This is a genomic window from uncultured Eudoraea sp., assembly GCF_947258925.1.
Lineage (GTDB): Bacteria > Bacteroidota > Bacteroidia > Flavobacteriales > Flavobacteriaceae > Eudoraea.
Genome location: NZ_CAMYKG010000019.1, coordinates 34,833 through 47,685 on the forward strand (window position 1 = coordinate 34,833; position 12,853 = coordinate 47,685).

Genomic DNA, 12,853 nt, shown 5'->3' on the forward strand with positions numbered 1-12,853 from the left:
TTTTGTTGAGATATAATCGTTAATATTCACCGGTTTTGAGCCACCGGGCACATTCAGGCAAGAGCTTTTCCGAGGCAATCTTATCATATTTAGCTGCCTCTTCTTCGGAGAGTAGATCCTTCCATCTGCCATTTGTGCCCTTATTTATAAATGTTTTGGCGCCCCCTTCCCAGAAAGCCCCGCCGAGAGGGGCACTTTCCGCAGCGTTTTCTTTCATATACTCAAAACTGCAATGGGTGAGGATGTCGTTCCATTTTGATTCATCAATTGGAATATCCAGAAAGGCTGCTATTTTTCTGATTTCTCCGGGCATGTCCTTTTTTAGATTGTTAAAATGAAGCATAAGTACATTTGGCAAATCTTTTATAGCCCACCAACTATTCACATTATCCCACAATGACCAAATAGGATACCCGTCTTTATCAAGCCATTCATGATAGTATTCCACTACGGAATCCCCTGGCCTTTCAATTTTTGGTCCCACCAGGCCTGGTGATTCGTTCAGGGCTTCATAAAATTTATCATTTGCATTAAGATGATGATGATACATACTCCATATGACATCTCTTCCATCTCGCCCTATATAAATATATTTGGCTTTTGGAGAAAAATTTAAATTTTCCACAGGCAAATGTGTTTTAAGAAACCTGCGGTGATTTTGGGCCTCTATGGCGGGTAATTTTACATGTTTCGGAGGAACACGTAAATCTACCCAGGGTGACATTTCAGCAACAGGCAGTCCGGTTTCCCCGTTAAAGATTAGTTGGGATACAATCTGTTGTACCCATGTTGTTCCGGATTTTGCATAGGTTGAGATTACAATATCATCATCCCGGAATTTAAAATCGTTCCACATTGTGGAGTCAAAATGATTGCTTTGCAATTCTTGCTTTTTAACAGGCCATTTTATCGTTTTCATGATTATTTCATTGTTTATATAATTCGAAAATAATTAAAAGCACTCTACATCGCTATTATAAAGTATAAAATTCAAATAAAGTTGATATTAAATTATCCAGACAATCACAAAGGACGAAGGATTACTTTAAATGTCCGAAATAGCGTTTTTATTTACCGGGGTTTTCTAAAAAAACCAATTTAAAATAATCCTTAAAGGGTAGTTCATACGATGGCAAGTATGGTTAGAGTTTAATACTGATCCATGATTATCTGGGTTCAAGAACTACAAAAGGTATAATCATTTCTTCCAGGGAAACGCCCCCATGCTGATATGAGTTTCTATAATAGCTCACATAATGATTATAATTATTGGGGTAGGCAAAAAACAGGTCGTTCTTGGCAAAAATAAAGGAGCTGCTCATTGTAATACTTGGCAGATATATTTTGGAAGGGTCTTTGGCTTCAATAACATCATTTTTACTGTATGTAAGACTTCGTCCCGTTTTGTATCTTAGATTCAGGCTCGTCTCCTTATCGCCAATCACTTTTGACGGTTGTTTTACATTTATTGTCCCATGATCTGTGGTGATAATCAGTTTAAATCCCATACTTTGAGCTTGCTGAATGATCTCAAGAAGGGGGGAATTCTTAAACCAACTATTCGTAAGTGAACGATACGCCTTATCATTGGAGGCCAGTTCTTTAATAACATCCATCTCAGTTTTGGAATGGGATAGCATGTCCACAAAATTATATACCAGGACTACTAGGTCATTCCCCTTTTGAGAGCGAAAGTTTTGAGAAAGATGTTTCCCCTGTTTCAGACTACTTATTTTATGGTACTCCCATTTTATTTCCAGGCCAAGGCGTTTTAATTGCTCTCCCAGAAATTTGTCTTCAAATAAATTCTTTCCTCCTTCGTCTGTATCATTCTTCCACCATTCCGGGTATTTTTTTTCCATACCAAGGGGCATCAAACCGGAGAAAATGGCATTTCTCGCATATTGGGTTGCCGTTGGCAGAATGCTGTAATATGGTATTTCCTTACTTTTTTTATAATAGGGTGCGAGCACATCTTCGAAAGCAAACCATTGGTCATATCTTAAATTATCAATCACCAATAAGAGGGTAGGGGTATCTTTGATTTCCGGCCGAACCAGTTCCTTAAACAAGGTATGTGACATTACTGGTGCGTCTGCATCATCAAACCAGTCTGAATAATTTTTTTCAATAAATTTTCCGAACTGATTGTTGGCTTCTATTTTTTGTGATTCCAAAATTTCGAACATTCCGGTGTCCTCAATTTCTTCTAATTGTAATTCCCAATAAATAAGCTTTTTATATAAATCTGCCCATTCCTCGTAGGAGTTTACCATGGAGAGGTCTATAGCTATCTTTCTAAATTCCTGCTGGTAATTGGAAGTGGTTTTTTCCGAAACCAAACGGGAGTGGTCCAGGTTCTTTTTCAGAGAAAGGAGTATCTGATTGGGATTGACGGGCTTAATTAAATAATCGGCGATTTTAGAACCAATGGCCTCCTCCATAATGTACTCTTCTTCACTTTTAGTAATCATGACGACAGGAAGCGTTGAGTCAATAACTTTAATTTCATTAAGCGTTTCCAGGCCTGATAAGCCGGGCATATTCTCATCTAAAAAGACAATGTCAAAATTATGCGCAGAAATTTCTTCTAATGCATCCTGACCGCTCTTGCAGGTCACAACCTTGTAATTTTTGCCTTCCAGGAATATAATATGGGGCTTTAATAAATCTATTTCATCATCTACCCACAGGATTGTTATCTTGTTCATTTAGTCCTTATCTTTACCGTTGAAAATCATAGCTATTTTGTCGAGATCAAACAAGCTGAAAATATTCAATGATCCAATTTACGGATTTATTAGAATTCCGAATGCACTTATTTTTGACCTGATTGCCGATCCATATTTCCAAAGACTTCGCCGAATTTCCCAGATGGGCCTGTCTTATTTGGTGTATCCCGGGGCTCATCATACCCGTTTCCACCATGCTTTAGGAAGCATGCATTTAATGCAGGAAGCTATACAACTACTTCGCTTTAAGGGGGTTGAAGTCACTGACGAAGAAGCCCGGGGTTTACTATGTGCCATATTGTTACACGATATTGGTCATGGACCTTTCTCCCATGCCATGGAGCATAGTTTGGTGGAAGGAATACAACATGAGGCAATTTCATTGCTATTTATGCAGGAACTTAATCACAAGTTTAACGGAAGTTTAACTTTAGGGATTGAGATATTCAAAGGCACTTATCCCAAAAAATTTCTAAATCAATTGGTGAGCAGTCAATTGGACATGGATCGTTTGGATTATTTAAAACGAGATAGTTTTTATACCGGGGTTGCTGAAGGAAATATAAATGCGGAACGTCTGATTACCATGCTGAATGTAGTGGATAACACCCTGGTGGTAGAAGAAAAAGGGATATATTCAGTTGAGAAATTCTTAATGGCCCGAAGATTTATGTACTGGCAGGTATACCTCCATAAAACCGGCCTTGTCGCTGAGCAACTACTCATAAAAACACTGAAGCGGGCAAAGGAACTTGTGGACCTGGGTATAGAATTGCCCGGTAGTTCAGCCCTGATGTTTTTTCTTAAGAACAGAATAAATAAGTCTGAGTTTAATGCTGAAGTTTTAACACAGTTTGCAGCCCTTGATGATGTCGATATTTTATCGGCAATTAAACAATGGCAGCATAATTCTGACTTTGTTTTGTCCAGGCTTTGTAAAATGATATTGAATAGAAAACTCCTGAACATAAGGCTGAAGGATAGTCCTACAGACGAGAATAAATTTAGGTTGCTTTATGATAACTTTAAAACCAGACATAAGTTGAATGATTCAGAGACTTCCTATTTTGTATTTACGGGAATTATTGAGAATAAGGCCTACAACCGCGATAATCAGAATATAAACGTATTACGTAATAATGGTAAGCTAGTTGATGTGGCAAAAGCTTCAGATCAGTTAAACCTTACAGCCCTATCCGAGACGGTAACCAAATACTACATATGTTATCCAAAAGACGATTTGTAACGATAAAATTCATGAATTTACTTGATTTTCATACATTTCTTATTGGAGAATTTGCCCTAAAACATTAATTAACAGCTAATTATATAGATCTTTATCATTTATTGGCATTAACCAATTTTTCTTACTTTTGTCTGAATTCAATAAAGCGACTAAAATTATTTAAAATTTTGAAGTTTACGGCTAGTCAGATTGCAGGGATATTAGAAGGTGAGGTTGAAGGCAACCCTGAGGTCGCCGTAGATAAACTTGCAAAAATTGAAGAGGGGGAAACCGGATCACTTACTTTTTTAGCTAATCCCAAGTATACACCGTATATCTACAGTACTGCGGCTTCAATTACGCTTGTAAATAAGGACTTTGTCCCTGAACAAGATATTTCCACTACGCTTATTAAGGTTGATGATGCCTACGAATCTTTTTCCAAACTATTGGAATATTATGATCAGGTAAAAAATAACCAGACAGGATTAGAGAACCCCGTATATGTATCAGAATCTGCGGCTTATGGTGAAGATTTTTATTTAGGCGCTTTTTCATATCTGGGAAACAATGTAAAAATAGGTAATGGCGTTAAAATTTACCCGAATGTCTATATAGGTGATAATGTTAACATTGCAGATAATGTTCTGATTTTTGCCGGAGCCAAAATTTATTCCGATACAATAATCGGGAAGGGATGTGTAATTCACAGCGGCGCAATTATTGGTGCAGATGGATTTGGTTTTGCTCCTAATTCAAATGGCCAATATAGTAAAGTACCTCAGATAGGTAATGTAATACTGGAGGAAAACGTAGATGTCGGTGCCGGAACTACAATAGACAGGGCTACATTAGGATCAACAATTCTAAGAAATGGGGTTAAACTGGATAATCAAATACAAATTGCCCACAATGTTGAGATTGGGGAACATACCGCTATTGCAGCTCAAACCGGTATAGCGGGATCTACAAAAATTGGTAAAAACTGTTTGATCGGAGGTCAGGTTGGTATTGTTGGTCATATCACCATAGGAGACAGGGTAAGGATACAGGCCCAATCAGGAATAGGTAGAAATGTAAAAGATGATGAAATTTTGCAGGGCTCGCCTGCATTAAACTATGGCGACTATAACAAGTCGTATGTTCATTTTAAAAATCTTCCGAAACTTGTGAACCGAATTAATGATATTGAAAAAAGAAGAGACGATAAATAGAATATGTCAAAACAGCGTACAATAGCAAATGAAGTAACATTGACCGGGGTAGGATTACATACCGGTGAGAATGTGAAGATGAAATTTGTTCCTGCACCTGAGAATCATGGATTTGCCTTTAAACGTGTAGATTTAGAAGGGGAACCCATTATTGAGGCTGATGCGAATTTCGTGGTGAATACTCAAAGAGGTACTAACCTCGAGAAAAGAGGAGTAAAAATCCAAACTTCAGAACATGTTCTTGCTGCACTGGTGGGTATGGATATAGACAATGTCCTGATAGAATTGGATGCTCCGGAACCCCCTATCATGGATGGCTCATCCAAATTTTTTGTTGAGGCCATTGAGAAAGCGGGCATCGTTGAGCAAAAGGCGGATCGTGAGCAATATGAAGTAAAAGAGGTAATCAGCTATAAAGATGAGGCCACCGGGAGTGAAATAACGGTGATTCCGGCAGATGATTACAAAATAACAACAATGGTTGATTTTGGCACCAAGGTTCTGGGAACCCAGAACGCTACTTTGGAGAAAATTGAAGACTTCAAAGAAGAAATTGCCGATGCCCGTACTTTTAGTTTTCTTCATGAATTAGAAATGCTACTGGAGAATGGGCTCATTAAAGGCGGAGATCTCAATAATGCGATAGTTTATGTAGATAAAGAAATATCGGAATCTACCATGAAGAAACTTGAAAAAGCTTTTAATAAGAAGAAACTATCTGTAAAACCCAATGGAATATTAGATAATCTGACGTTGCATCAGCCAAATGAAGCAGCAAGACATAAACTCCTTGATGTCATTGGAGATTTGGCACTGGCAGGGACCCGAATTAAAGGGAAAGTAATTGCCAATAAACCAGGACACTATGTCAATACGCAATTCGCTAAAAAACTTTCCAAAATTATAAAATTGGAAAAACGGAACAAAGTTCCTAAATACGATTTGGATCAGCCTCCTTTAATGGATATCACAGAAATTATGAAAATGTTGCCGCACAGGCCACCTTTCTTATTAGTGGATAAAATCATTGAATTATCTGATTCTCATGTAGTAGGGATGAAAAATGTTACAATGAATGAACCCTTCTTCGAGGGGCATTTTCCCGGAGCACCGGTAATGCCGGGGGTTCTTCAAGTGGAAGCTATGGCACAAACCGGGGGAATTTTGGTATTGAGCACTGTTCCCGATCCCGAAAACTACCTGACTTTCTTTATGAAAATTGACAATGTAAAATTTAAGCAACAAGTAATACCGGGGGATACCTTAGTATTCAAATGCGACCTTATTTCACCTATACGCAGAGGGATTTGCCATATGCAGGCCTATGCCTATGCTAATGGAAGATTAGTGTCTGAAGCTGAATTGATGGCCCAAATTGTAAAAACAAAACAAGAAGATTAGCATGAATCAACCACTGGCCTACGTTCACCCAGGCGCCAAGATTGCCAAAAATGTGGTAATAGAACCTTTTACAACTATCCATAATAATGTGAAAATTGGTGATGGCACATGGATAGGTTCTAATGTTACCATCATGGAAGGAGCCCGTATCGGAAAGAACTGTAATATCTTTCCCGGAGCAGTAATTTCAGCTCCTCCTCAGGACCTGAAGTACAATGGAGAAGAAACCACTGTTGAAATTGGGAATAACACTACCATCAGGGAGTGCGCCACTATCCATAAAGGCACCTCGGACAGGATGAAAACTGTTATTGGTAAAAATTGCCTTATAATGGCATATTGTCATGTAGCTCACGATTGCTTTGTTGGCAATAATTGTATATTCTCCAACAATTCAACGCTTGCCGGACATGTCACTATCGGAGATAATGTGATCCTTGCCGGACTTGTGGCCGTACATCAATTTGTATCTATTGGAAATCATGCTTTTGTAACCGGCGGATCTTTGGTCCGTAAGGACGTACCTCCTTATGTAAAAGGAGCAAGGGAGCCCATGTCATATGTAGGAATAAACTCTGTAGGTTTGCGAAGAAGAGGATTTAATTCTGATAAGATTCGGGAGATACAGAATATTTATCGAATCCTTTACCAACGAAACTATAACAATACCCAGGCGGTCCAAATCATTGAAGCCGAAATGGAGGCTACACCGGAGCGGGATGAAATCTTACAGTTTATTCGTGATTCTCAAAGGGGTATTATGAAAGGCTATTTTAGTACAAATTAAATTTTTATGGCAAATACATCTGATATTAGAAAAGGACTATGTATCAAATACAATAATGATATATATAAGATAATTGAATTTTTGCATGTGAAACCCGGAAAAGGCCCCGCATTTGTAAGAACTAAACTTAAAAGTGTAACCACAGGAAAGGTTTTGGATAATACATTCTCAGCTGGTCATAAGATTGATGACGTGCGGGTTGAAACAAGATCTTACCAGTTTTTATATGCCGAAGGTGATACCTATCATTTCATGAATACAGATGATTATAACCAAATTTCACTTCAGGAAGGTATTCTCGATGCACCGGGACTCCTTAAAGAAGGTGAAGTTGTAACCGTTATGTTTAATACGGAAGATAGTATGCCATTATCTGTTGATATGCCTGCCAGTGTTGTATTGGAAGTTACACATACGGAACCGGGGGTAAAGGGAAATACCGCTACAAACGCTTCCAAACCGGCAGTGGTGGAGACCGGGGCAAAAGTGAATGTGCCTCTTTTCATCAATGAAGGGGATAAAATAAAAATTGACACAGAAAAGGGCTCTTATATGGAAAGGGCCAAATAATATTGTATTAATTAACTGATATAAAATTAGTTACAATATTTAAATTAATGTATTAGTTCATATATAATTAATTTTAATTTTGAACATATAATTTGTGAAATTTCCAAAACAGTATACGTTAAAACAAATTGCAGGGATCATCAAATCTGAATATGTAGGAGCGGATGATTTTCCTGTTTATGGAATGAACGAAATACATGTTGTGGAGAAAGGAGATATTGTTTTTGTTGATCACCCCAAGTATTACGATAAAGCACTGAACTCTGAAGCTACGGTAGTCCTGATAAACAAAAAAGTAGCTTGTCCGGAGGGCAAGGCATTACTCATAACCAAGGATCCTTTTAACGATTTCAATACTTTAACAAATTATTTCAAGCCTTTTGAGAAAGCAGATTTGATGACATCAAAATCTGCCAAAATAGGGAAGAATACCCATATTCAGCCCAATGTATTTATTGGTAATAATGTCATAATAGGGGATGATTGTATTATTCATCCTAATGTTTGTAGGTGTCGCATTTCTTGGGTGGATTGTCTTTCAATCTTACTTTGCAACAAGGACATCTCTTGGTTTTCTACGTTCGGGTGGACGCGTAATCATTGAAGATCATGTTGATATTGGAGCACTTTGCTCTATAGACAGGGGTGTAACAGGCGATACCACAATTAAGAAAGGGAGTAAACTGGATAACCAAATACAGGTTGGACATGATACGGTTATAGGTGAGAAATGTTTAATCGCTTCGCAGACGGGAATTGCCGGCTGTGTAGTTATAGAGGATGAAGTCACTATCTGGGGGCAAGTAGGGATCATTAGTGGAATAACTATTGGCAGGAAAGCCGTTATAATGGCGCAAGCCGGTATTACGAGATCTCTTGAAGGAGGAAAAAGTTATTTTGGAAGTCCGGCCGGTGAATCGCGGGAAAAATTAAGAGAATTAGCGCATCTGCGCAATCTTCCTTCGATTTTAGAAGATTTAAACAAAGAATAAGCGTTTATCTACCTGATATTCGTTTTCAAAAATATATTTTTGCATATCAATAACTAAAATAGACAATGAGCGTACTTGTAAATAAAGATTCTAAAATAATTGTTCAGGGTTTTACCGGTAGCGAAGGTACTTTTCACTCAGAACAGATGATAGCCTATGGCACTAATGTAGTCGGAGGAGTAACACCCGGAAAAGGTGGTCAGGAACATCTGGGTAAACCGGTTTTTAATACTGTTGAAGATGCCGTTCAAAAGGCCGGAGCAGATACCTCAATTATTTTTGTACCACCGGCATTTGCTGCAGATGCCATAATGGAAGCAGCAAGCGCGGGCATCAAGGTCATTATAACTATTACGGAAGGTATCCCTGTAGCGGATATGGTCAAAGTAAATAATTATATTAAAAATAGAGATTGCACCCTAATTGGTCCTAATTGCCCGGGAGTGATTACACCAGACGAAGCCAAGGTAGGTATAATGCCGGGGTTTGTATTTAAAAAAGGGAACATAGGTATTGTTTCTAAATCCGGGACTCTAACTTATGAAGCGGCAGATCAGGTGGTTAGACAGGGTCTGGGAATCACAACAGCCATAGGCATAGGTGGCGATCCCATTATTGGTACTACGACAAAGGAAGCTGTGGAATTGCTGATAAATGATCCCGATACAGAATGTGTGGTCATGATAGGGGAAATAGGAGGGCAGCTGGAAGCTGACGCCGCTAAATGGTATAAAGCCAGCGGAAGTAAAAAACCAATTGTTGGTTTCATTGCAGGTGAAACAGCCCCTGCAGGCAGGACAATGGGGCATGCCGGTGCAATAGTTGGAGGAACCGACGATACCGCACAGGCAAAGAAACGTATTATGCGCGAATGTGGAATAAATGTAGTGGATTCTCCGGCGGAGATAGGTAAAAAAGTAAAAGAAGTGATAGGATAATTAAACTTTAGAAATAGATATTACCAAGAAGAAAATCCTGAATTGATCGGGATTTTTTTTAGCCTTTATGTGAAACAAAACCTATCTTTGGAATACTAGGAGTAAACAAAATTAGGATATGAAAATATTAGAAGGAAAGAATGTTATTATAACCGGTGCTAGTCGGGGTATAGGTATGGGTATTGCCCGTGTTTTTGCCGAACATGGTGCAAATGTTGCCTTTACGTTTAGCTCTAGTGAAGCTCCTGCACTGGAATTGGAAAAAGAGCTAAACACAAAAGGAATAAAAGCCAAAGCATATAAAAGTAATGCTGCGAACTTTACCGATTGTGAAAACCTTGTTACGAAGGTGTTAGAGGATTTTGGAGGAATTGATGTATTGATAAATAATGCGGGTATTACAAAAGATAACTTGTTAATGCGGATGCGGGAAGAGGATTTTGATACAGTGATTGAAATTAATCTGAAATCTGTTTTTAATATGACGAAAGCGGTACAGCGGACTATGTTAAAGCAGCGCAAGGGATCTATTATCAATATGAGTAGCGTGGTAGGGGTGAAAGGAAATGCCGGCCAGTCCAATTATGCGGCTTCCAAAGCAGGAATAATTGGGTTTACGAAATCTCTGGCCCTTGAACTTGGTTCCAGAAATATTCGATGCAACGCCATTGCACCGGGTTTTATTGAAACCGAAATGACGGACAAATTAGATGAAAAAACGGTTGAAGGATGGAGGGAGGCAATTCCATTAAAACGGGGCGGTACTCCCACGGATGTTGCTAACGCATGTTTATACCTAGCTTCAGATCTTTCTGACTACATAACTGGTCAGGTATTGAATGTTGATGGCGGAATGCTTACATAACACCTGTTAATACAACAGTTCTCAAACCTTAAGATGGACCTCCCCGTTTAAGAGGTTTAATCAACCAGGTACTATCCAGAAAGTTTCATGCAAACACAAACAGTATTCCTGATAATTCTTGCGGCTATCCTGGCTTTGGGGTTGGTTATTTTCCAATATTATTACAAGTCTAAAGGTAGGGGTGCCCTGTATTTAGCACTTTCTTCGTTAAGATTTCTGGCATTTTTTGGTATTTTTTTGCTACTTGTAAATCCCAAACTAACTAAGGAACAATATTCTATTGAGAAAACGAACCTCATTCTTTTATCGGACAATTCTTCCTCCATTGATCAATCCACAGGAATTGCTCAGCTCCTGCAAATAAGAAACCAAATTAAGAATAGTACTGATATCAAGGAAAGATTTAATCTTAAGGAGTATACCTTCGGGGCAGAGTTAAACACTTCAGACAGTTTGTCTTTTACCGAGAGAGCTACCGATATTGGTCGCAGCCTTTCATCTGTCAATGAAATATATGCTGGCAGCCCTACGGCAGTCTTGCTGCTATCGGATGGGAACCAGACATTAGGTGAGGATTATGAGTTTTATGGGGGAAGACAAAAGTTTCCAATTTATTCTTTTGCAATAGGAGACACAACAAGCTATCAGGATCTTAAAATAGATCAGTTAAATACAAATAAATATGCTTTCCTGAAAAATAGATATCCCATTGAAATATTTGTATCCTATCAAGGTGATAATACCGTAACAACGGTTCTTAATATTACTGAAGGGGGGAAAAATATTTACAAAGAACAGCTAGTATTGACCGAGAATGAGAATACCAAAATTATCAATACGTTATTGGATGCTTCTTCCGTGGGAATTAAAAATCTCAAGATAAGCCTTACTCCACTGGAAAATGAAAGGAATATAAACAATAACATCAGGCAAATTGGGGTAGAAGTCATTGATGAAAAAACAACTATTGCCCTGGTCTCCAAAATTCTTCATCCTGATCTCGGGACCATAAAAAAAGCAATTGAAAGTAATGAACAAAGATCTGTATCTATTGTAAAACCCTCCCGATCTTCTGATGAACTGGAGGAATTTGATCTGTTTATTTTGTACCAGCCGGATACATCTTTTGAAAATGTTTATTCCTATATAGAGAAAAAAGGGGTAAATATTTTTACGATTACGGGTCCCAAAACCGATTGGAATTTTCTAAACGAAATTCAGAATAGTTTTCAGAAAAATAGTTATGATCAAAAGGAAGAAGTTACACCGATTCTAAATCAGGGATTTACTCTTTTTGATATCACGGATTTTGATGTCTCAGAATTTCCTCCTGTTGAAACTACCCTGGGTGATTTACTTATTACTGCCTCTTATGAAAATTTATTGAGCCAACGCATTAAGGGGGTAGATATGAATGAACCTCTGTTTACTGTATTGGAAACAAATTCACGTCGGGAGGCCATACTTTTTGGTGAAAATATCTGGAAATGGCGTATACAGAGCTATCGCGATGAACAGGAATTTAAGAGGTTTGATGCGTTTATCTCAAAAATTATATTATATCTGGCAAAAAACAAATCGAGGGACAGACTAGAGCTAGATTATGAGAATATTTATCAGGGACTGAATGAAGCTACTATTAAAGCTTCTTATTTTGATGAAACTTTTGTTTTTGATAACAACGCAACCATAAACATAACACTGGATAATCCGGAAAAGAACCTTACCAGACAAATTCCTATGTTACTGAAAAACGGTTATTACGAAGCTGACATACGCGCACTTCCTTATGGGGACTATGGTTTTTCAGTCGATGTAGAGGGTGAAGGGCTATCAAAAAAGGGAAAATTTACAATCCTGGACTACGATTTGGAAAAACAATTATTATCCACCAATTATAAGAAATTGCAAAGGTTGGCCGGCAGTACCAATGCTTCACATTATTATCCATCTCAAGTCCCAGAATTTATTGAAGACATAATAAGGGATAATAGATATTTACCGGTTCAGAAAAGCAAGCAAAATGTCGTATCTTTGATCGATTTTAAAATTCTCCTGATTATCATTGCTGCGTCTTTGACGGCAGAATGGTTTCTCAGAAAATATAACGGACTAATTTAAAAAAAATA

At 38.1% G+C, this 12,853-nt stretch carries 10 protein-coding genes and 1 pseudogene; 9 read left to right on the top strand and 2 right to left on the bottom strand.

Annotated features, from left to right (window positions below; all coding sequences use genetic code 11):
- Positions 1-19 precede the first annotated feature (19 nt).
- Positions 20-919 carry a sulfotransferase domain-containing protein gene (locus Q0X77_RS08200; RefSeq protein WP_297795758.1) on the bottom strand — a complete coding sequence of 300 codons (900 nt, stop codon included), beginning with the start codon at positions 917-919 and terminating at the stop codon, positions 20-22.
- Between the two features lie 247 nt (positions 920-1,166).
- Positions 1,167-2,711: a PglZ domain-containing protein gene (locus Q0X77_RS08205; RefSeq protein ID WP_297795761.1), complete on the bottom strand. Its 1,545-nt coding sequence runs from the start codon at positions 2,709-2,711 to the stop codon at positions 1,167-1,169.
- Between the two features lie 37 nt (positions 2,712-2,748).
- Here Q0X77_RS08205 and Q0X77_RS08210 point away from each other — a divergent pair, with 37 nt between their 5' ends.
- From Q0X77_RS08210 to Q0X77_RS08250, 9 genes and pseudogenes are all read left to right on the top strand, one after another.
- Positions 2,749-3,978 carry an HD domain-containing protein gene (locus Q0X77_RS08210; RefSeq protein ID WP_297795765.1) on the top strand — a complete coding sequence of 410 codons (1,230 nt, stop codon included), beginning with the start codon at positions 2,749-2,751 and terminating at the stop codon, positions 3,976-3,978.
- Positions 3,979-4,145: 167 nt separating this feature from the next.
- On the top strand, positions 4,146-5,171 hold the full coding sequence (lpxD, locus tag Q0X77_RS08215) for a UDP-3-O-(3-hydroxymyristoyl)glucosamine N-acyltransferase (RefSeq protein WP_297795768.1): 1,026 nt from the start codon (positions 4,146-4,148) through the stop codon (positions 5,169-5,171).
- A gap of 3 nt (positions 5,172-5,174) precedes the next feature.
- Positions 5,175-6,572 carry a bifunctional UDP-3-O-[3-hydroxymyristoyl] N-acetylglucosamine deacetylase/3-hydroxyacyl-ACP dehydratase gene (locus Q0X77_RS08220; RefSeq protein ID WP_297795771.1) on the top strand — a complete coding sequence of 466 codons (1,398 nt, stop codon included), beginning with the start codon at positions 5,175-5,177 and terminating at the stop codon, positions 6,570-6,572.
- 1 nt (position 6,573) lies between these two features.
- The gene (gene lpxA / locus Q0X77_RS08225) at positions 6,574-7,359 is read left to right on the top strand and encodes an acyl-ACP--UDP-N-acetylglucosamine O-acyltransferase (RefSeq protein WP_297795774.1); all 786 of its coding nucleotides are present in this window, start codon (positions 6,574-6,576) and stop codon (positions 7,357-7,359) included.
- A 6-nt stretch (positions 7,360-7,365) separates the two neighbouring features.
- Complete coding sequence (efp, locus tag Q0X77_RS08230; RefSeq protein ID WP_297795777.1) at positions 7,366-7,929, top strand: elongation factor P; 564 nt, start codon at positions 7,366-7,368, stop codon at positions 7,927-7,929.
- 94 nt (positions 7,930-8,023) lie between these two features.
- Positions 8,024-8,921 (top strand): annotated as a pseudogene (locus tag Q0X77_RS08235) (LpxD N-terminal domain-containing protein).
- Between the two features lie 65 nt (positions 8,922-8,986).
- On the top strand, positions 8,987-9,859 hold the full coding sequence (gene sucD / locus Q0X77_RS08240) for a succinate--CoA ligase subunit alpha (protein WP_297795780.1): 873 nt from the start codon (positions 8,987-8,989) through the stop codon (positions 9,857-9,859).
- 118 nt (positions 9,860-9,977) lie between these two features.
- Positions 9,978-10,724 carry a 3-oxoacyl-[acyl-carrier-protein] reductase gene (gene fabG, locus Q0X77_RS08245; RefSeq protein WP_297795783.1) on the top strand — a complete coding sequence of 249 codons (747 nt, stop codon included), beginning with the start codon at positions 9,978-9,980 and terminating at the stop codon, positions 10,722-10,724.
- Between the two features lie 87 nt (positions 10,725-10,811).
- Positions 10,812-12,845 carry a VWA domain-containing protein gene (locus Q0X77_RS08250; protein WP_297795786.1) on the top strand — a complete coding sequence of 678 codons (2,034 nt, stop codon included), beginning with the start codon at positions 10,812-10,814 and terminating at the stop codon, positions 12,843-12,845.
- Positions 12,846-12,853 lie beyond the last annotated feature (8 nt).